The sequence below is a fragment of the Bacillus sp. NPDC077027 genome (assembly GCF_050269555.1).
Taxonomy (GTDB): Bacteria; Bacillota; Bacilli; order Bacillales; family Bacillaceae; genus Bacillus.
The window spans coordinates 136,172-153,536 of record NZ_JBNNIO010000006.1 but is presented as its reverse complement, the minus strand read 5'-3'; the positions used below and the strand labels follow the sequence as shown (position 1 = coordinate 153,536).

Annotated in this window: 21 protein-coding genes, 7 tRNA genes and 1 pseudogene; 5 read left to right on the top strand and 24 right to left on the bottom strand. The window is 39.6% G+C overall.

The window, feature by feature from the left end:
* Nucleotides 1-342 precede the first annotated feature (342 nt).
* On the top strand, nt 343-804 hold the full coding sequence (locus ACQKEZ_RS17580) for a CarD family transcriptional regulator (protein ID WP_427303000.1): 462 nt from the start codon (nt 343-345) through the stop codon (nt 802-804).
* A gap of 714 nt (nt 805-1,518) precedes the next feature.
* Here the strand turns inward: ACQKEZ_RS17580 and cspC are convergent.
* Nucleotides 1,519-1,719, bottom strand: coding sequence for a cold shock protein CspC (cspC, locus tag ACQKEZ_RS17575; protein ID WP_427302998.1), 201 nt, complete (start codon nt 1,717-1,719; stop codon nt 1,519-1,521).
* A 728-nt stretch (nt 1,720-2,447) separates the two neighbouring features.
* Here cspC and ACQKEZ_RS17570 point away from each other — a divergent pair.
* Nucleotides 2,448-2,957 (top strand): hypothetical protein, encoded by a 510-nt coding sequence (locus ACQKEZ_RS17570; RefSeq protein WP_427302996.1) that lies wholly within the window; start codon nt 2,448-2,450, stop codon nt 2,955-2,957.
* A gap of 644 nt (nt 2,958-3,601) precedes the next feature.
* Here ACQKEZ_RS17570 and ACQKEZ_RS17565 read toward each other — a convergent pair.
* The 9 genes and pseudogenes from ACQKEZ_RS17565 to ACQKEZ_RS17525 all read right to left on the bottom strand — a co-directional run bounded on the left by ACQKEZ_RS17565 (nt 3,602) and on the right by ACQKEZ_RS17525 (nt 5,368).
* Nucleotides 3,602-3,685: transfer RNA gene (locus tag ACQKEZ_RS17565), tRNA-Leu, on the bottom strand.
* Nucleotides 3,686-3,732: 47 nt separating this feature from the next.
* A tRNA-Leu gene (locus ACQKEZ_RS17560) sits at nt 3,733-3,815 on the bottom strand.
* Between the two features lie 7 nt (nt 3,816-3,822).
* Nucleotides 3,823-3,898: transfer RNA gene (locus ACQKEZ_RS17555), tRNA-Lys, on the bottom strand.
* A gap of 29 nt (nt 3,899-3,927) precedes the next feature.
* A tRNA-Gln gene (locus ACQKEZ_RS17550) sits at nt 3,928-4,002 on the bottom strand.
* A 15-nt stretch (nt 4,003-4,017) separates the two neighbouring features.
* Nucleotides 4,018-4,089: transfer RNA gene (locus tag ACQKEZ_RS17545), tRNA-Glu, on the bottom strand.
* A gap of 10 nt (nt 4,090-4,099) precedes the next feature.
* Nucleotides 4,100-4,190: transfer RNA gene (locus ACQKEZ_RS17540), tRNA-Ser, on the bottom strand.
* A gap of 3 nt (nt 4,191-4,193) precedes the next feature.
* Nucleotides 4,194-4,268: transfer RNA gene (locus ACQKEZ_RS17535), tRNA-Asn, on the bottom strand.
* A gap of 382 nt (nt 4,269-4,650) precedes the next feature.
* Nucleotides 4,651-4,797, bottom strand: a pseudogene (locus ACQKEZ_RS17530) (pyruvate dehydrogenase (acetyl-transferring) E1 component subunit alpha); the annotation flags it as partial.
* A 103-nt stretch (nt 4,798-4,900) separates the two neighbouring features.
* Nucleotides 4,901-5,368, bottom strand: a complete 468-nt coding sequence (locus ACQKEZ_RS17525) for a SprT family protein (RefSeq protein WP_427302994.1) — start codon at nt 5,366-5,368, stop codon at nt 4,901-4,903.
* A gap of 2 nt (nt 5,369-5,370) precedes the next feature.
* On the opposite strand from ACQKEZ_RS17525, the gene ACQKEZ_RS17520 reads away from it, so the two are divergent.
* Together ACQKEZ_RS17520 and cmpA are read left to right on the top strand one after the other, a co-directional pair.
* Complete coding sequence (locus tag ACQKEZ_RS17520; protein ID WP_427303102.1) at nt 5,371-5,532, top strand: hypothetical protein; 162 nt, start codon at nt 5,371-5,373, stop codon at nt 5,530-5,532.
* The gene (gene cmpA, locus ACQKEZ_RS17515) at nt 5,468-5,602 is read left to right on the top strand and encodes a cortex morphogenetic protein CmpA (RefSeq protein WP_427302992.1); all 135 of its coding nucleotides are present in this window, start codon (nt 5,468-5,470) and stop codon (nt 5,600-5,602) included. The genes ACQKEZ_RS17520 and cmpA overlap by 65 nt, the downstream gene beginning before the upstream one ends.
* Nucleotides 5,603-5,623: 21 nt before the next feature.
* Here cmpA and ACQKEZ_RS17510 read toward each other — a convergent pair whose 3' ends face one another.
* The 14 genes from ACQKEZ_RS17510 to acpS all read right to left on the bottom strand — a co-directional run bounded on the left by ACQKEZ_RS17510 (nt 5,624) and on the right by acpS (nt 16,662).
* A complete protein-coding gene (locus ACQKEZ_RS17510; protein WP_427302990.1) occupies nt 5,624-7,786 on the bottom strand; it encodes a Tex family protein in 2,163 nt (720 codons plus the stop codon).
* A gap of 77 nt (nt 7,787-7,863) precedes the next feature.
* On the bottom strand, nt 7,864-8,463 hold the full coding sequence (locus ACQKEZ_RS17505; RefSeq protein ID WP_427302989.1) for a PP2C family serine/threonine-protein phosphatase: 600 nt from the start codon (nt 8,461-8,463) through the stop codon (nt 7,864-7,866).
* A 2-nt stretch (nt 8,464-8,465) separates the two neighbouring features.
* The gene (gene sigB / locus ACQKEZ_RS17500; RefSeq protein WP_427302987.1) at nt 8,466-9,254 is read right to left on the bottom strand and encodes an RNA polymerase sigma factor SigB; all 789 of its coding nucleotides are present in this window, start codon (nt 9,252-9,254) and stop codon (nt 8,466-8,468) included.
* On the bottom strand, nt 9,220-9,708 hold the full coding sequence (gene rsbW / locus ACQKEZ_RS17495; RefSeq protein WP_427302985.1) for an anti-sigma B factor RsbW: 489 nt from the start codon (nt 9,706-9,708) through the stop codon (nt 9,220-9,222). The genes sigB and rsbW overlap by 35 nt, the downstream gene beginning before the upstream one ends.
* A complete protein-coding gene (locus tag ACQKEZ_RS17490) occupies nt 9,705-10,034 on the bottom strand; it encodes an anti-sigma factor antagonist (protein WP_427303093.1) in 330 nt (109 codons plus the stop codon). Before ACQKEZ_RS17490 ends, rsbW begins: the two co-directional genes overlap by 4 nt.
* Nucleotides 10,035-10,093: 59 nt before the next feature.
* Nucleotides 10,094-11,101, bottom strand: a complete 1,008-nt coding sequence (locus ACQKEZ_RS17485; RefSeq protein WP_427302983.1) for a PP2C family protein-serine/threonine phosphatase — start codon at nt 11,099-11,101, stop codon at nt 10,094-10,096.
* A gap of 10 nt (nt 11,102-11,111) precedes the next feature.
* The gene (locus ACQKEZ_RS17480; protein WP_427302981.1) at nt 11,112-11,513 is read right to left on the bottom strand and encodes an anti-sigma regulatory factor; all 402 of its coding nucleotides are present in this window, start codon (nt 11,511-11,513) and stop codon (nt 11,112-11,114) included.
* Between the two features lie 2 nt (nt 11,514-11,515).
* Nucleotides 11,516-11,884: an RsbT antagonist protein RsbS gene (gene rsbS, locus ACQKEZ_RS17475; protein WP_427302979.1), complete on the bottom strand. Its 369-nt coding sequence runs from the start codon at nt 11,882-11,884 to the stop codon at nt 11,516-11,518.
* Between the two features lie 3 nt (nt 11,885-11,887).
* On the bottom strand, nt 11,888-12,718 hold the full coding sequence (locus tag ACQKEZ_RS17470) for an RsbT co-antagonist protein RsbRA (RefSeq protein ID WP_427302977.1): 831 nt from the start codon (nt 12,716-12,718) through the stop codon (nt 11,888-11,890).
* Nucleotides 12,719-12,837: 119 nt separating this feature from the next.
* Entirely contained in the window at nt 12,838-13,188 is a 351-nt protein-coding gene (ndoA, locus tag ACQKEZ_RS17465; RefSeq protein WP_024425388.1) for a type II toxin-antitoxin system endoribonuclease NdoA, read from the bottom strand.
* Nucleotides 13,189-13,192: 4 nt separating this feature from the next.
* Nucleotides 13,193-13,474 (bottom strand): hypothetical protein, encoded by a 282-nt coding sequence (locus ACQKEZ_RS17460; protein ID WP_003214273.1) that lies wholly within the window; start codon nt 13,472-13,474, stop codon nt 13,193-13,195.
* 293 nt (nt 13,475-13,767) lie between these two features.
* The gene (alr, locus tag ACQKEZ_RS17455) at nt 13,768-14,946 is read right to left on the bottom strand and encodes an alanine racemase (protein ID WP_427303092.1); all 1,179 of its coding nucleotides are present in this window, start codon (nt 14,944-14,946) and stop codon (nt 13,768-13,770) included.
* A gap of 174 nt (nt 14,947-15,120) precedes the next feature.
* Entirely contained in the window at nt 15,121-16,137 is a 1,017-nt protein-coding gene (locus ACQKEZ_RS17450) for a DUF4367 domain-containing protein (RefSeq protein ID WP_427302975.1), read from the bottom strand.
* Nucleotides 16,138-16,296: 159 nt separating this feature from the next.
* Nucleotides 16,297-16,662, bottom strand: coding sequence for a holo-ACP synthase (gene acpS, locus ACQKEZ_RS17445; protein WP_427302973.1), 366 nt, complete (start codon nt 16,660-16,662; stop codon nt 16,297-16,299).
* Between the two features lie 94 nt (nt 16,663-16,756).
* On the opposite strand from acpS, the gene ACQKEZ_RS17440 reads away from it, so the two are divergent.
* Complete coding sequence (locus ACQKEZ_RS17440; RefSeq protein WP_427302971.1) at nt 16,757-17,362, top strand: rhomboid family intramembrane serine protease; 606 nt, start codon at nt 16,757-16,759, stop codon at nt 17,360-17,362.
* The last annotated feature ends 3 nt before the right edge of the window (nt 17,363-17,365 follow it).

Sequence of the window (17,365 nt, the reverse complement as noted above, 5' to 3'; positions counted from 1 at the left end):
ACCTGAAAACCCTTGAAGTATAAACTGCTAGATTCACGAGCACCACCGCGCAGACCTGACAACGATTGCAAGGGTTTGTCTACACACACATTCATAATAATACCTCTCCAAGCGCATCAATCCTCTTATACTTCTTTTATATGCGGTTGAGAGAAGGCGAACCTGCAAGAGTTTAACCTCACTAAGCCCCAACATTGGTGATTTTGATGTTGTTTTTGCTCGATTTGATTTTTTCAAAAAAGTGTTGACATCGAAAAAACATCATGATATTATAAAATATTTGGCATTTTACATGTATGTATGGTAACCTTAAGAAGGATACTATATATGGAGGTGGATTATATGTTTCAAATTGGTGATAACATTATTTATCCAATGCACGGAGCAGGTATAATTGAAGCCATAGAAGAAAAAGAATTCTCAGAGGAAAAACAACAGTATTATGTCATAAAAATGTCAATCAGTAATATGAAAGTGATGATTCCAACGCAGAAAATGTCAGGTTCAAGTATTAGACCAGTTACTGATATACTTGCATTAAAACAAATTATACACATTTTTCAGCATGGAAGATCAGATAGTTTACTTCCGTGGAAGCAAAGGTTTAAAGTAAACACGGACAAAATAAAAACGGGTGAAATTCAAGAAGGCGTTGAAGTTGTACGTGATCTAATGCGGATGAAGAAAGAAAAAGCACTTAATGCAAGCGAAAAAAAAATGTTGGATAATGCATATGAGTTTTTAATCAGTGAACTGGAAGTCATTGAAGGAATCACTGAAAATCACATAAAAAGTTTCTCTTAAGGTTCTTTATAGATCATGTATGTCATTCCTAAGATATCCTGATGTTTCAGGAATATTATGATTAAAGCAAATCATCTCAAAGACGTTCTAATTACTTTTAGAACATTAACCTCTTTTGTTATTTCTACAATCTATTCCATTTTTATTCTTCAAATAAAATAGTCACTTGATTTTTGTCATCCTGATTCACACTGGCACGGACAAGGAGCCGTAAGGATGGAAGTGAGGTAGGCCTTTCATTGTTTCAGGTAAAATCTAAGTGATTATTTCTAGAAAGAAAAGACAGCAATTTCCCCTCTATCTTCAAGAATTTCTCTTTTCCACAACGACAGTGCATCGTAATGTGTTTATATCTTCTTTTCATAAAAGGAATACACGAGTTGATAACATCTGAATAGATGGTCAACGATGACTCACATGATTACACAAAAATTAATTAAGTAACCACCAAAGAAACGAAAAGGGGTTACTTCTTCTTTTATACTTGGGTCTCTTACACTTAAATAGACAGCAGGTTAGTAAAAAAATATATATATTTCGCATAGTTTCAATTCAATATGCTATACTGTAAACAAACCTTTGAAGTGTTAAATCTTTTTCTATTACCTTTTACCATCTCCCTACTCGAACATTGAGTGGGGTTTTTTTATTGAATATGGTACAAAGAACATAAAAAAACAGGCCCTATATAAAGAGCCTGTTTTTATAAAAAAATTAAGCTTTTTGAACGTTAGCAGCTTGAGCTCCACGAGAACCTTGCTCAACGTCAAACGTTACTTTTTGACCTTCGTCTAAAGATTTGAATCCGTCACTTTGGATTGCTGAGAAATGTACGAATACATCGTCTCCACTTTCACGTTCGATAAAGCCAAAACCTTTTTCTGCATTAAACCATTTCACTGTACCTTGTTCCATTTTTGTTGCCTCCTAGTGCGTTATCACACAATGTATTACTATCCTTGCCCAAAGTATCCTCAAGACGAAAAGTCTATATTCATACTATCCTTTACACCGAACAAAAATAATTCTCTTTATCATAACATGGATTCGGAATAATTACAAATCAATATTATATTATTACTTATACAGGCCCTAAACAATAATTAATGAATCACATAAACAAAAAATAAATAAATTTATCTTACAGAATAAAAAAAGAATTTTTGGATAAATTAGAAATTTCGCTTCCTTATTTCCCAAGAAGAAAGTAATAAAGATGATTAAATTTTTTCATTGATTCACTCGAAGAGAACATATTTAGCAATTATTATACGGAGCAGTGAGTATAATTATGAACAGTCAAATTTTCAGAGTAGCTCAATATCTCTCCTAGTATAAAACGGAGTTAAAAAAATCACCTTAATTTAAACATAAATGATAAGCACATGTAAATTTAATAATAAGCAAAAAATTTCTCCAATTTCACTTTAGTTAATTAAAATAGACATAGTGACTCATTACACATATTAAAATTTGTGTTCAAATTGAAAATAAAGTAATTATATTCAAAAGAAATTTTGTTCTATTAACTCTTATCCTGTCTTTAGCCTAGCCCGTTAGCTAATGCCTCTGATTCATTCCAGAGCATTAAAACCAGTTCGTTTACTAAATCTAGTGATACAATTTATGATATTGAAGATGTAATGAATTTTAAAAAATATATCAGGGTATTCAATGGACTTTTTATTTTCGCCAAAGGAAAAGCTCAGTCTGATGGGATCGAACCTTATTTAATTAAAAGCCAAACAACTTATTTAAATCAACTGAACTCAGAAATCGAAGCAGGAAGATTAGAAGCTAAGGATGATTTGAGTATCATTCGTTTACAGGAAAAAGAACAATCATCGGCTGATATGAAGACACTTGCTTGTAAAGGAAAAACGTCTAAATCCAAGGATTATTGGTGGGTTTTTACACAAAAGTTAAATAGCTGTGACACAAATGAATTTGCGGCTGATCTTAGCAGTGCAGGTACTATTGCTGGTGGCGGCGCTCTTCTTCTTACATATTTCGGATTTTCACCAGCCTTACCCGCAGGTTTAGGTAGCGGCTATTTTCATTTAATGGGCTCTCGCGCTAGTGCTAACAATAAAGGTAAAGGGATAAATATTAAATTTTGGTGGACATTTGTATATAAATTCTCACCACAGTAATTCCACTAAATTTACTAGGAGTGATATTATGTGGGAATCCATCACAAGGTTTTCATTTCCCGTTTTGTTCTCATCATATTGGGGGTTACTTTTTTTCGAACTTATAAAAATAAAAAACCAGTAAACAAGTTGAAGTTTATAAAGCAACTATTTATTTCTCTCATTTGTACCTATATATTAATATTCATCGTCACTTATTTACTGACCCACAATTATGGATAATGATCAATTTTAAAGTGCCTCTCCTTTTGGATAGGCACCTTTTTTATGATGTTGATTAAAAATATTATCCATTCCTTTTAGAGCGTTATATTGGTCTCAAATAACGGGCCGTATACCATAAGTAACATGGACATTTAAAGTACCAACAGCACCTCTAACTAGAAATGACTCACTTTCACTATTTATAACTTCTACACCAGCTACAAGTGCAGTCTACACAGTTTATGTGAGAACAAGTAATTAAAGTAAATTGCTTTATATATATGTCTTGGTAATTACAGATTAGGAGTAAAGTTATCATTATAAAAAGAGCAACTGCTGATAAGCTGGATGAATGATCCTCACGTGTGGAGTAAAAAATACACCTTAAAAATAAAAGATAACAAAAAAACCAAAGATTATAAACCTTTGGTTTTACTGGATGCGGCCGAGAGGACTTGAACCTCCACGGGTTATTCACCCACTAGGCCCTCAACCTAGCGCGTCTGCCATTCCGCCACGACCGCGTCATATGATGTGCTGTTTGTGAAGCACTGTTTTTTTGAAAAAACAATGCGGGTGAAGGGACTTGAACCCCCACGTCGTAAAGACACTAGATCCTAAGTCTAGCGCGTCTGCCAATTCCGCCACACCCGCGTGACAATGGTGAGCCATGAAGGACTCGAACCTTCGACCCTCTGATTAAAAGTCAGATGCTCTACCAACTGAGCTAATGGCTCATCTGCTATGCAGAAAAAAGATAAAAAAATGGCTGGGCTAGCTGGATTCGAACCAACGCATGACGGAGTCAAAGTCCGTTGCCTTACCGCTTGGCTATAGCCCAACGAATATAGAAAAATGACCCGTACGGGATTCGAACCCGTGTTACCGCCGTGAAAGGGCGGTGTCTTAACCGCTTGACCAACGGGCCATCATATAAATGGCGGAGAAGGAGGGATTTGAACCCTCGCGCCGCTTACGCGACCTACACCCTTAGCAGGGGCGCCTCTTCAGCCACTTGAGTACTTCTCCATTTGGCTCCGCAGGTAGGACTCGAACCTACGACCGATCGGTTAACAGCCGATAGCTCTACCACTGAGCTACTGCGGAATAATAAGACATGTTTCATTATATCTATGCCAGAAAAATGTGTCAAGAATTTTACGGTTTCCATTCCTGATCCATTTGCGACGGCTTTTATAATTTATCATATACTGAAATAGCAGTCAAGCCTTTTCTCTTTCCTTTTTGATTTCTGTTGACACATGATGGAAAGGTCCCGTTCTCTCAGCGGGAGACCGAGACATCCATTCATTTACCGCTCTTCCTTTTTCAATCAAGTGTTCTTAGTACAGCATCATATTGTGACGGACTGATCCATACTCACATACTCCTGTAATTTCTGAAAAAATGCCATTCCATGAGTGAAGAAAACATTCCGTTTTGTTCCGACTGAATGATTTGCTTGTCCAGTGTAACAAATGTAACACCTAAGAGCTGATCGACACACCAGCGGATATCCACCTCCGACAATTCCACTGGTACCAAGCACTCCTTTATCAAAATCTGCAATGTACATGGACCCTCCGTTTCCTTTACAGAGGCCTGTGGCTTTTCCGTAGATTTCTGCCATCATTCCTCTCTTTGTCTCCATAATTTTTACTTTTTCTGTTCATTTCATGGCGCTAACTCCCGTGTCAATTCAAAGAAAAAAGCATCCCCCTAAGGAATGCTTATATCACTTACTCTATCGTACGATCCCATTTCAATTTTCCCTGGCAGATGCCACAAACATAACGAGAGGTATCAAACCGTCTTTTTCTTGTAAACTGCTGACCGCATCCTGTGCAAATGTAGTTATGACGTTTTTGAACACGTCTCTTGTTTTGCACAGTCCTTAACGGTGTACAAAAGCGTGGGGCTCCTACTTGTTTCAATAACTCTTTAAACGCGCGATCACGGTGCTGATAGCCTTTCCCTTCAAGGTGTAGATGATAATGGCATAGTTCATGTTTAATGATTCCTATTAATTCATCTATGCCATGTTCTTCTAAGTATTTTCGATTTAGCTCAATATCATGTGTCGATAGCATGTACCTACCACCTGTTGTTTTGAGCCTATCGTTGAATTTTGCCTGATGGCGGAATTTTTTATGAAATAAGGTTGCTGATAAGTGCTCAGTAAGCTGCTGGAGTTCAGACTGGTTCACACATGATCGTTCCTTTCCTAAAAAACCTTGAACGGGACAATATCACCTCTGCATACATTGGAGTTACACCCACTGTTTCTACTGAGGGAGGAATGGGCGATGCCAAATTGGCTGAAAAACCAGATGCAGAAGGCTTTTTACGAAAAAAATCATTATCAGATTAAATTGCTGAATCAATGCTGGTACTTTTATAGAAAAAAGCAGTCACTTTCATCAAGGCACACCCCATCCTAAAGGTGCGCCTCGTTTTTTTGTTTATTCTGGTTTTAACATAGAGAGCGCAACGCGGCCCTTCGCCTGATCGACTGAATCGACCCAAACTGTGACAATATCACCTACTGAGACAACATCAAGCGGATGTTTGACAAAACGGTTGCTCAGTTTGGAAATATGGACAAGTCCGTCCTGTTTCACACCGATATCCACAAAGGCACCGAAATCCACAACGTTTCGTACCGTTCCTTGTAGTTCCATGCCTTGCTTTAAGTCCTCTAGCTTCAGTACATCTGTTTTCAAGAGTGGCTTTGGCACCTCGTCACGTGGATCTCGCTCAGGTCTTGTGAGTTGTTCTGCGATATCCTTTAAGGTAATCGCACCAATTTGAAGCTGTTCTGCCGCTTCATCCAGCTGAACTTCCACAATCTTCTGTTTTAACTGATCTGTTCCAAGGTCTGATGGTGTCATGTTCATTTTGCTGAGAAATTGCTTTGTTTCCTTATAGCTTTCTGGGTGAATGCCTGTACGATCAAGGGGATCTTGCCCATCTAAAATACGCAAGAAGCCGATGCATTGTTCATATGTTTTGGCACCGAGTCTCGGGATATCCTTTAAGTCTTTACGACTTGTAAATTTACCCAATTCTTCTCGTCGTTTGACGATGTTGCCTGCAACTGCTTTGGATAGACCTGATACATATTGCAGGAGTGCTTGTGAGGCTGTATTGACGTTTACACCTACTTGGTTGACGACTGTTTCAACGACAAAGGTGAGTGAGCTATTTAATTGCTTTTGGCTCACATCATGCTGATACTGGCCAACACCTACTGATTTCGGGTCAATTTTGACAAGCTCAGCTAATGGATCTTGCAACCTTCTTGCAATGGAGATGGCACTTCTTTCTTCAACTTGCAAGTCTGGGAATTCTTCTCTTGCTAAAGCGGATGCAGAGTACACACTAGCGCCCGCTTCGTTCACAATTAAATACGAGACCGGTTGCTTTGTTTCTTGAATGACCTCAACTATGAACTGTTCTGTTTCTCGTGAAGCTGTGCCGTTCCCGATTGCAATCACTTCAATATCAAGAGACTTGATGATGTCTTTGACCTTTTGTTTGGCTTCTGCCTTTTTCTGCACCGGTGGATGTGGATAGATCACATCAATTTTGTGAACCTTCCCTGTGTCATCGACAACAGCCAGCTTACAGCCCGTTCTAAAAGCTGGATCGACTCCTAACACTCGCTTCCCTTTCATCGGTGGCTGAAGAAGTAGTTTTCGCAGGTTTTCAGCAAAAATGTGAATGGCTTGTTCTTCTGCTTTTTCTGTCAATTCTTTGCGAATCTCACGTTCAATGGATGGTTGAATGAGACGCTTATAAGCATCATCAATCGCTGTTTCAATGTAAAATCTTGCGGTTGTCTGTTTTCCTTTGATGACTTGTTTTTCAAGATAGAATTTAATATTTTCAGCGGGAGGCTCAATCGTTGCTTTCAAAATGCCTTCTTTTTCGCCGCGATTGACTGCCAGTACACGATGGGGCACGATCTTTTTGATCGGCTCTTGATAGTCATAATACATTTCATACACATTTTTCTCATCGTTTTCTATTTCTTTTCCAGATGTAACAAGGCTCCCTTTTTGATAGGTTTCTGCGCGTATCCATTTCCGCATGTCAGGATCATCTGCAATTTGTTCAGCCATGATATGCTGTGCACCTTCAATTGCCTCTTCTACACTATTTACTTCCTTTTCTTCATTTACAAATGCTTTCGCTTTATCCGTAATATCATCTTGATGCGGTAAGGTGAGCAAGTACTCAGCAAGTGGCTCTAAGCCTTTTGCTTTTGCGACATTTGCTTTTGTTTTTCGTTTTTGTTTGAACGGTCTATACAGGTCTTCAATCTCTTGAAGTTTAACAGCACGTTCAATTTTTTGTTTGAGTTCGTCCGTTAGTTTTTCTTGTTCAGCAATTAAGCGAATGACTTCTTCTTTACGTTGCGTTAAATGTTGAATATATGTATAGCGCTCAGAAATGGTTTGGATTTGCACTTCGTCTAGTGAGCCTGTCTGCTCTTTTCGGTATCGTGCAATAAATGGGACTGTGTTGCCGTCTTCAAGTAATTGAATAACGCTTTCGATTTGTTTTTGAGAAAGTTTTAATTCCGTTGAAATTTGTTTCATTAATAAGTCAGATGTCTTCATATTTTGCATCCTCTCACTGTTTCATTCTTCTTTAGTGTATCAAAAAAACAGGCAAAACAGAAAAATGGTCAGCTTTTTTACGTTAGCTGACCAAGTACATAGGTGAGATCGTCCATTTTGTTGTGTGTATAAGTCTCTAGGGTGTGTGCAATGTCTACGACTGTCTGTCCTTGCTTTAAATACATTCTCATGTTTGGAACATCGAGTCCGTCGGAATACATAATGAATTTTGATCCCTTTTCATACGTGTAGGTATATGTTTTATATTTTCTCGGCTTTCCTGATAAATAGCCCAGTGTCGGAAGTGGATAGATATACTCACCTGATGGTGCATGTAAAATAAAACGGATGTTGCCGACTGAACAGTAGGTAAATTGCTGCCGGGTAAAATCTACCTTTAAAATGGCTGCAGTCGCTCCTCGTTTGTTTTTCATTGCATGGTTGCATCTATCAATGAGGGAAATCACATCTTCCTGTCCATGTTCCTCGACAATTTCGCTGACTAAAGAAGATGATTCGTTGGCGAACTGGCCGCTGCCTAATCCGTCTGCTACAGCACAAATTAGTTCTTCTTCATCTGCTTTAATAAAAAAACTGTCCCCGCAGCAGGATCTTCCCTCTTTGCTAGATTGGTAGATAACGGCATGCACATGTTCGTTTTGCTCAACTTGCCGCATGATTACCCTAACTCCATTGTGGAATCTTGCGCTAATGCGTCTCTTAATTTTTTAACTGCCTTCCGCTGCAATCTTGATACGTGCATTTGCGAGATACCTAGCAAATCACCAGCTTCTTTCTGACTTTTATTATGAAGATAAGTTAAATTGATAATGTCTTTTTCACGATCAGAGAGAACATGAAAGACACTCTCAAGCATCATTTTTTGATTCACTCGTTCATAGCCTTCTTCTTGTGATCCAACAACATCTAAAATAGTGACAGTACTTCCTTCAGAATCCGCCTCAACGCCATGATCAACAGAGAGTGCCTGATAGCTTTTGCCCATCTCCATTGTTTCTAGTACTTCTTCTTCTGTCACATCAAGATATTCAGCAATTTCCTGCACCTGAGGGGACTTTTGCGTTTCTGTTGTGAGGTGGTCGACTGCCATTTTAATTCGCGGCCCAAGTTCTTTGATACGTCTTGGGACATGGACACTCCATGTTTTATCACGTAGAAATCGTTTGATTTCGCCGATAATCGTCGGTATGGCAAAGGCCTCAAAAGATTTCCCAACAAGGGGATCATAACGTTTTATTGCACCAAGTAATCCAATCATACCAACCTGTCTGAGATCCTCGTGAAAGCTTTTCCCTCTGGAATACTTTTTCGCTAGCATTTCTACTAGGTTCGTATAGCATTCAACAAGTGTCAACTGAGCCTGTTCGTCTTGATTTGTTTGATAGTTTTGGATCAGCCGATCTACTTCATCTTTAGTTAGTTTCGTAGTTTTGGATGGTTGTGTCATGGTCAACTCGCTCCCTGTTCAAAAACTTTGTCATCGCCACAGTAACTCCGGAGTTCGCTTGCACCTCGACTTCATCCATCAACGTTTGCATTAAATACAGACCGAGCCCTCCTTCTGACAGTTGTTCAACCGTATGTGCAGATGTATACGGCCCAAGGTCTTCCTGCTTTTGTTTAAAGTCAAAGCTGTCACCTTTATCAGCAACAATGATTTCAAGTCGATCTTCAAAGACACTAAAGCGAACCGTTACTTCTCCTCCTTCACTTTCTTCACTTTTGTAGGCATGCTGTACAGCGTTTGTACACGCTTCGCTGACAGCAATCTTCAAATCCTCAATCTCTTCATAAGCGTAACCCATTCTACTTGCCACACCAGAAAGAGTTAAACGAATAATCCCCACATACTCTGGTTTTGCTGGTATTTTCATCTCAATTAGGTCTACTGATTCGTTCATTGTACCCCACCCTCTGACTTTGCAGAAATGTCAATGATGTCCTTTAGTCCTGTAATTTCGAACAACCTTACAAGTCGATCTGATAAATTTTCTAGCTTTAGTGTTCCGCCCGCTTTTTGAACTGCTTTGAACAATCCAACAAACACACCTAAACCTGTACTATCCATATATGAAACATCCTTTAAGCAAATCTCAAGATGCTCTCCTTGCTCCGCTTTAGGCATGAGCGTCTCTCTTAATTCCGGGGCAGAGTAGACATCGATTTCTCCGCTGACGCTGACTTTCGTTAAATGATCTATTTGATGCTCTTTCACAGACATATTCATCATGCATTCACCTCAATATTCTTATATCCTAAAATTCTATATACCCGCCTCTTCACTTTCTAAACCCTTCTTTTTAAAACAAGCAATGTAAAGTCATCATGAAGCTGAAAATCTTGAATCTTCAGCAAGCTTGCATAGATGGCATCAACCATTTCCTGAGCTGAACCAGACATGTGCTTTGCAATGAGTTCCTGAATATCTTCGCGCTCTAAGAAACCGTCCTCTGTCTTCGATTCAGTGACACCATCTGAAAAGAGGATAATCATATCACCTTCGTCTAGGTGTTTTTCATACTGACTGTATTCAAAATCTGGCGTAATGCCAAGTACAAGCCCTTTTGCTTCGAGATCATAGAACTTATTTTCTTTTTTAGAATAGAAAAAGCCCGGCTCATGACCAGCCGATGCGTACTTGAATTCGTGATTGACTGTGTTGTAGCTACCATAAAACATTGTAATAAACATGCTTGGGTCCACATTTTGTTCAACCACACGATTGAGGCTTTTGAGCACTTTTGTTGGCCCACTCCCTGACTCTGGAAGCGAGTCCATGGCATATTTAATCATCGACATACAAAGTGCAGCGGGGATCCCCTTTCCGATGACATCGGCAATGGCGATATTGATCGTATCGTGATCAGTGACAAAGTGGTAATAATCTCCGCTCATTTGTTTTGCAGGAACACTGATGGCACCGACATCAAATGTATCTCCTTCTGGAATTTTTGTTTCCAAAAGGGTTTGCTGTACATTGGCAGCAATCTCGATTTCTGATTTAATCTCTTTCTGAATGCCTCTAAGTGTTAAATGCTCCTGATACGCAAGTCCATAACCTATCATCACTTCGATCAAAAAGTCGAGCGAATGAAAGACATCCTTTGGTAAATCAGGGTAAAGCTCCTGAATCACTTTTCGATGAACGCTCACTATTTCTTCAGGAGGTACTTGATGCTCAATTGTCTTTCTGCTGAACTTTTGAGCTTGATAAAGCGATGTTTCAGTTAAATCACTTATATAACGGCTGAGCAGCTGATGATACCGCTGCTCCATTACCTCCTTAAAATCCATGGTTTACCTCCTAGCGAAGCCACTTAACAGCTTGTATCTCCGTTCCTTGTTCGGGTGTGGAATCCAGTTTAAAATCATCCATCAGTCTTCTGACACCTGGCAAACCGGCACCAAGTCCGCCTGATGTGGAAAATCCGTCCTCCATGACCTTGCGGATATCCATAATACCTGGCCCTTCATCAGCTGCAATGATTTTCAGTCCGCGCTTTCCCCGTTCCATCACTTCTTCTATACAAATCTGACCTTTACCAGCGTATAAATAGATATTCCGGGCTAATTCTGAAATGGCCGTCGTAATCCTTGCCTGGTCAACTGTTCCAAATCCTAGTTCTTTTGCAACATTTCGCCCCAGTTGTCTGGCTGCAACTATATCCCATTCCGTCAAAATTTTCACACAGGATTGGTCTTTCATATCTATTCCCCCAATTCCCGCTTCAATGTCTCAAGCCCTTGTTCAAGATCTAGTGCCGTCTCGATTTCTTCTAGAGATATGCCAAGTTCAATGAGCGTAACAGCCACTGCCGGTTGTATTCCTGTTAATACAACTTTAGCACCCATTAGCTTGGACATTGTGATGACATCACCTAACACTTTGGCAATGAAAGAGTCAATCATATCTACTGATGTAAGGTCAATGACAACACCATTTGCTCCTGTTTCATGAATTTTATTGAGTAAGTCTTCTTGAAAATGGAGAGCTGTCTGATCGTCAAGCTCCCACTGTATTGAAACGAGGAGGCAGTTGTATAATTTTAAGATTGGAATCTTCGGGTGGTTTCTCAATGGTTATCCCTCCAATGAAACAATTTTTCTGTTTGTCATTTCTAAAGCAGTTTGAATTCCTTTTTGAAGGGTATTCTTAGTTGTAACCTGAGATAAATCTATTCCAAGGTTCACGATAGTCTGGGCAATTTCAGGACGAATGCCGACCAATAAGCATTTTGCACCTACTAATCTGACAGCCTCGGAAGCTTGAATGATATGATGAGCGACCATTGTGTCAACAACTGGTACACCTGTGATGTCAATAAGCACAACCTCTGAACGGTGCTTGACGACACCATTCAGCAAATTTTCCATGATTTTTTTCGCACGATCTGTATCAATTGTGCCGACAAGCGGCATGACTGTAATTTGTTCAAATACTGGAATAAGAGGGGCAGATAGTTCTTGTAAGGCAATCTTCTGGAGATTGACTGTTCTCTCCCAAGAGATAGAGTACTGATTTAATATTTCGTTATGAACAGGTGTGATATATTGATCAATTTGCCAAACTAAGACATTGCTTTTTTCAACGATCTCATTGTCACTGTTCATTTTGTTGTATAAGTGCGTTCGGATTTCCGTCAATCCGCTTGCAAGCAGCTTAAGTGATATACCCATTTGAACGATTTTTAAAGCAAAAGATTGAACTTTTTCTTCAAAATCTTCAGATATCCCCTCTGAAATGGATGTAATGATGAGCTGGACGTACTCTGTGCAAATGGTTTCATACATTTTTTCATTCAGCATCATCTCCGTTTCTTCTTTTCCGAGCTTTTTAAAAATGTTGGTCCATTCCTGTTCTAGTTCCTTTTGATGCTCTTTCGTGAACGCCAGCACGATATTGTTCGGCATGATTTACCCCCTACATACATAAAAAAACATCACTTTCATTCTGATTCCATTATAGCGTTAAAAAAATTTGAACACAAAAAAAGTTGCTCTTTCGGGAGCAACCTATGATTGTTACCATATTAAAAATCAATAAGAGCCAAACTAACTTGTAAGGCTTCATCAACCTTTTCCATCATCTCATCATCAAGATGAGTAATCTTATCTGTTAATCTTTGTTTATCAATGGTGCGAATCTGTTCTAAAAGAATGACAGAATCTCGTTCAAAGCCGTAGCGCTTTGCATCAATTTCGACGTGAGTTGGTAATTTCGCTTTCTGTATTTGGGCTGTTATGGCTGCAACGATAGCAGTCGGGCTAAAGCGATTTCCAATGTCATTTTGGATCACCAATACTGGGCGAACCCCGCCCTGCTCGGAGCCAACAACAGGAGATAAATCAGCAAAATAAACATCACCGCGTTTAACAATCAAATGTTTAACCCCCGCTGACTAATCGCTCAACTGTATTCTCAGCCTCAAATTCTGCATATTGTGCTTCTGAAGAGATATTCAGATTAATTTTCGCCATCTCCATATAGCCGCGTCTCATCGATTCACGATTTTGTCGAATATTACGTTCACGAATATACGTTTTTGTCGCTCGGTAAATCAATTCATTTCTTGTTACCTTATCCTGCTCTGCTACTCGTTCGATTTCAGACATTAATGCTTCTGGCAGTCGAATTTTCATTTCATTTGTTGCGCTGGATTCAGACAAAAAACATACACCTCCACAAAACTTACGGATACCGTTTCGATCCATTCCAAGTCTAATCATATCATTATTTAAGGCTTAAGCAAAGCTGTTTTCATGATTTGTTTTTATCACACTGAAGGGTCTGGCAAACCGTAAATCAAGATGATAATGGAGTTCCTCTTCCCATTATACGCTTTTTTCCGAAAATCATACGGTATTTCCAAAAACTCTTAAAAAGGGATATCTTTTGTCCAGTATTATCGAGAAAAAAAGAATGGTGTCATAGCTCACAACAATCTTCTACATCTGAAAGCCTATAGAAAGCTTTGCCCTCCATGAAGCAACGGATTGCGTACATCAACAATTTCCTCATTCTCCATGTAGACTCTCGGCACGCGATAGCCAATCATACATGTTATTTCATAATTAATTGTTTCGAGCCGTCTTGCTATTTCGTCAACAGGGATATTTTCTCCCTGCTCAGCTCCGATGAGTACGACTTTCGTTCCAACAGGATACGCTTCTTTCAGTTCAATCATAAACTGATCCATACATATCCTGCCCGCAATCTTCTGGCGTTTTCCACCGATAAGCACCTCTGTCCCTGTCAGTTTCCTTATCCATCCATCTGCATAACCGACTGGTACAGTACCAATCCACGTATCTTCCTTAGCCGTATACGTTGCACCGTAGCTAACACTCTCTCCCTTTTTAATCCGTTTGACATTTGCCAGTTTTGTATAAAATGACATAGCTTCTTTAAGCTCAAATGGCAGTTCATCTTTGATTTCTTCAGAGGGTGACAGCCCGTACATACTTATCCCAAAACGAACGATATTAAATAACACTTCTCTAAAGCGAAGACCTGCTGCACTATTTGCACAGTGCACGAGTAAGTCTTCTGTACGTAGGGGTTTGAGTAGCTTTTGAAAAACCTCTATCTGCATGTCAAAATAATCTCCCCCCTTCTCATCCGCTGTCGCAAAATGGGTAAATACGCCTTCTAGGCGCAAGAAGGGATTGTCTTCGACGATGGCTTTCACTTCTTTGACCTGCTCTAATGTTTTGACACCTATTCTGTTCATACCGCTGTCAATTTTCAAGTGAAAGCGAACACTTTGTAATGAACCTTTCACTTCTTGTACAACGGCTTTGAGCCACTCAACTGAAAAAGCGGTCATGACAAGCTGATAGCGAACTGCTACTTTGACATGCTCAGGTGGCACAGCACCTAATACGAGAATTGGTGCTGTGATACCTTTATTTCTCAATGAAATGGCTTCATCTAAAAAGGAAACGGCTAACAAATCTGCTCCAGCATGTAAAGCCGCTCTTGCTACTTCTACATCTCCATGCCCATATGCATTGGCTTTTACCACTGCCATGAGGCGTACCTTTTTACCTATATGGTCTTTCATATGTGAAACATTATGTTGAATAGATGTTAAATTTACTTCTGCCCATGTGTCTCTATAAAAAGCTTTTGTGTTCATCATTGACACTTCCCTGTTTTGATGATTCGATACCTTCATTTATGATACTAAAAATACAGCCTAATGTGAAACAAACCAAAAAAACAGCCCCTAAACAGGGCTGAACATACATGAAGTGTTCTTTGAAGGATGGTGTGCCTCAAACATTTAATGGTACATGCTTTTTCTTTTCAGCTATTTCGCTGATTGCCCTTCAACACTTTTGGCAACCATCAACAGCTCTTCTTTCGATAAATCGCCAGAAGAAATTAAGTAATCGACACCGTCGGATGTCCATGATAATGACTTGTCTGTTAGAATACCGACTGTCATGCCAAGGTCAACTGGCTCTCCATTCATTGTCACTGGTGTTGATGCTTCAGCGACCCTTGCTTTTTCTTGAATGAGTGTAAATGATTTTTCCCCGCCATAAGTAATTACATAGCGTTTACCTGTATCAGAAGCCATCTCTTTCTCTTCCATTTTCTTCACACCTTCTGGCAGGTCAACTGGCGTTTTGACCGCGAAGCTATCAGATGGGTTGGCACTTGTCGCCACATCCATTTGAGAAAGCGTCATGTTTTTCTTTTCATCAAACGCATCTTTATCGAAGGATTTATTAAATTCAAAGTGAGAAAATTCCACTTTGACCATTGGCTTTTTGTCACTATCAAGTACCTTCACACTTGCTGGTGCCATATTCTTTTTATGGAATGTAATCTCTTGTGTCGGCAACATTTGATTGTGCTGATAGTTTGTTTTTGTTTCAAACATGTATGTTGAATCTTTTGCTTTGAAATGAGCTGCACTGTCGTTTTTGATATCTTTGACAAGAGATTCAAACAAGTAGACTTGACTGCTGTTATTTGGCCAATCGCTATGGAAACGGAAGCTCTTGTTCAGTGAAGGTGTTAGTACAAATACACCATTGCCATTTCTTAAAATGACTTGATTCTGGTCTTTTTTCGGATTTTCTAAATAGACTCGGTAAAGCTCAGGTTTCTTGTACCAAATTTCCACGTGATATTCTTGTGGTTCGTTCCCTGTTTCGATTGTCATTTTTGCTTTGGCTTTGTATGATGTCATTTCCTCCGCCTTTTTGTTTAAATCTCCAACGATGTCCTGCTGCGATTTTTGACCGCACGCTGAAAGAATTAGCACAAAAAGGATCCCCGCTACAAGCAAAACAAAGCTTTTTCTCACCCTTTTCAACCCCTTTGTCAATTGTGTTAAAAGGAAGAAACCGCTTGTTTGACTTTAACAGTACGCCTCCTTATAAACCGCGTACCGCGAACCATCAAAGCCTATTAGCAACTCGCCCTTCCTTATCGCACTACTCAATATATGAAGGGGGGACAAACAATATGCAGACTAGCTTGACAACCTTTCGATTAATACTTGGGCAGCGGCATATTCTCTCGTATGGGTGATGGAAAGATGAACGCTGTCCCACTCCGTCTTCTTACAGACAGCATACGGTTTGCCGTGGTCATCTTTTTCGATATGTATATCTTGAAAGCTTAGATCTTTGCCAATCCCAGTACCGTACGCTTTAGAAAAAGCTTCCTTTGCTGCAAATCGGCCAGCCAGGAATTCAAGCCTTCTTTTTGAAGACAATGATTCGTACACATCGAGCTCCGATTGTGTGAGAATTCGTTCTGGAAAACGCGGCTGTCTACTCAGCACACGAGACAATCTGTCAATCTCTACAACATCTATACCAATGCCTTTAATCATCGACTTCCTCCTATAAGACACGTACTATTTTTTATCTTCGTTTCATAAACGTGTTACTATAAACTTACCATTATGATGTCAAAAGGGGTTTTCTATGTTTATTCGAACAGAAAGTTTTCAGCAATTTATCCGGTCGTATCCAATTGTCACCACTATACTCGCTCTCCAAATCGGCTTATGGCTCGTATTTTCAATTCCCATCCCTATTATACAGCTTGGCCAAGATAGTCTTGTCGGGTTTAATTATGGCATCGCAGAGGGTGAATGGTGGCGCCTCTTGACACCTGTTTTTCTTCATGCAGGTTTAACACACGTTCTGTTTAATTCGATGTCTCTTTTCTTATTTGCTCCAGCACTTGAGCAGATGCTCGGAAAGATCCGTTTCCTTCTTATTTACCTCGGATCAGGTATTATCGGCAATCTCGGAACATACTGGGTTGAACCATTAAATTATGTGCATGTCGGTGCTTCAGGTGCGATCTTTGGACTATTTGGCGTATATCTCTATCTTGTGCTGTTCCAGCCAAGTATGATGGATCGCGGAAATTCCCAAGTCATTTTAACAATTCTTGCCGTATCGGTCATCATGACATTTGTAAACTCGAATATCAACATCATGGGGCATCTGTTTGGATTGATTGGTGGAATGCTCCTCGCACCGCTCACACTTTTGTTCACTTCAAGAAAACGCCGTTTTTAACCT

Coding starts and splice junctions, on each gene's coding strand:
- ACQKEZ_RS17510 (WP_427302990.1), bottom strand. CDS start 7,786: ATGAAGACATCTGACTTATTAATGAAACAAATTTCAACGGAATTAAAA.
- acpS (WP_427302973.1), bottom strand. CDS start 16,662: ATGATTAAAGGCATTGGTATAGATGTTGTAGAGATTGACAGATTGTCT.
- ACQKEZ_RS17580 (WP_427303000.1), top strand. CDS start 343: ATGTTTCAAATTGGTGATAACATTATTTATCCAATGCACGGAGCAGGT.
- cspC (WP_427302998.1), bottom strand. CDS start 1,719: ATGGAACAAGGTACAGTGAAATGGTTTAATGCAGAAAAAGGTTTTGGC.
- ACQKEZ_RS17440 (WP_427302971.1), top strand. CDS start 16,757: ATGTTTATTCGAACAGAAAGTTTTCAGCAATTTATCCGGTCGTATCCA.
- ACQKEZ_RS17470 (WP_427302977.1), bottom strand. CDS start 12,718: ATGCCGAACAATATCGTGCTGGCGTTCACGAAAGAGCATCAAAAGGAA.
- ACQKEZ_RS17570 (WP_427302996.1), top strand. CDS start 2,448: ATGAATTTTAAAAAATATATCAGGGTATTCAATGGACTTTTTATTTTC.
- cmpA (WP_427302992.1), top strand. CDS start 5,468: ATGCCAAATTGGCTGAAAAACCAGATGCAGAAGGCTTTTTACGAAAAA.
- ACQKEZ_RS17490 (WP_427303093.1), bottom strand. CDS start 10,034: ATGAATATGTCTGTGAAAGAGCATCAAATAGATCATTTAACGAAAGTC.
- ACQKEZ_RS17505 (WP_427302989.1), bottom strand. CDS start 8,463: ATGCGGCAAGTTGAGCAAAACGAACATGTGCATGCCGTTATCTACCAA.
- ACQKEZ_RS17485 (WP_427302983.1), bottom strand. CDS start 11,101: ATGGATTTTAAGGAGGTAATGGAGCAGCGGTATCATCAGCTGCTCAGC.
- rsbW (WP_427302985.1), bottom strand. CDS start 9,708: ATGAACGAATCAGTAGACCTAATTGAGATGAAAATACCAGCAAAACCA.
- ACQKEZ_RS17520 (WP_427303102.1), top strand. CDS start 5,371: ATGATCGTTCCTTTCCTAAAAAACCTTGAACGGGACAATATCACCTCT.
- alr (WP_427303092.1), bottom strand. CDS start 14,946: ATGAACACAAAAGCTTTTTATAGAGACACATGGGCAGAAGTAAATTTA.
- sigB (WP_427302987.1), bottom strand. CDS start 9,254: ATGACACAACCATCCAAAACTACGAAACTAACTAAAGATGAAGTAGAT.
- ACQKEZ_RS17480 (WP_427302981.1), bottom strand. CDS start 11,513: ATGAAAGACCAATCCTGTGTGAAAATTTTGACGGAATGGGATATAGTT.